This window comes from Mycobacterium colombiense (assembly GCF_001672755.1).
Lineage (GTDB): Bacteria > Actinomycetota > Actinomycetes > Mycobacteriales > Mycobacteriaceae > Mycobacterium > Mycobacterium colombiense_C.
This window is the reverse complement of the sequence record NZ_LZKI01000113.1, coordinates 1-853: the sequence shown is the minus strand read 5'-3', so window position 1 is coordinate 853 and position 853 is coordinate 1. Positions and strand designations below refer to the sequence as shown.

Sequence of the window (853 nt, the reverse complement as noted above, 5' to 3'; positions counted from 1 at the left end):
CAGCGCAGCCTGGCCGCCTACGAACACCAGGACGTGCCCTTCGAGGTGCTGGTGGAGCGGCTCCATCCGGTCCGCAGCCTGGCGCATCACCCGCTGGTCCAGGTGGTGTTGGCTTGGCAGAACTTGCCCTGGCAGCACGACGGCCCCACCGCCGGGCTGGAACTGGGCGACGTGCGGGTCACTCCGCTGCCGCTGGACACCCAGGTCGCCCGGATGGATCTGGTGTTCTCGCTCGCCGAACGCTGGACCGACGACGGCCGGCCCGCAGGCATCGGCGGCGCGGTCGAATTCCGCACCGACGTCTTCGATCCGCCCACCATCGAAACCCTGATCGAGCGGTTTCATCGGGTACTGACCGCCATGACCGCCGATCCCGCGCAACGGCTTTCGTCGATCGACCTGCTCGACGACGCCGAGCGTCAGCGGCTCGACGCCGCGGGCAACCGCGCGGTCGTCACCGTGCCGGCCATGGGGTCGGTGTCGATTCCGGCGTTATTCGCCGCGCACGTGGCTCGCGCCCCAGGGGCCGTGGCGATCACCTGCGGTGCGCGATCGCTGAGCTACCGCGAGCTGTACGAGTCCACAAACCGGTTGGCGCACTTGCTTTCCGAGCGGGGAGCGGGCCCGGGTGAGCGGGTGGCGGTGGTGATCCCACGGTCGGCCGAAGCGATCGTCGCGATCCTGGCGGTGCTCAAGACCGGCGCGGCCTACGTGCCGATCGACACGGGCGTGCCGGCGGCGCGGTTGAACTTCGTGCTCGGCGATGCCGCGCCGATCGCGGCGGTGACCACCGCCGAGGTGCGCTCGCGGCTGGACGGGTTCGACGGGCTGATCGTCGACATCGACGACCCCG

At 70.6% G+C, this 853-nt stretch carries 1 protein-coding gene; it reads left to right on the top strand.

The features are described 5' to 3' along the window. On the top strand, positions 1 to 853 hold an 853-nt coding region (locus A5708_RS15290; RefSeq protein ID WP_155766035.1), incomplete at both ends, for an AMP-binding protein.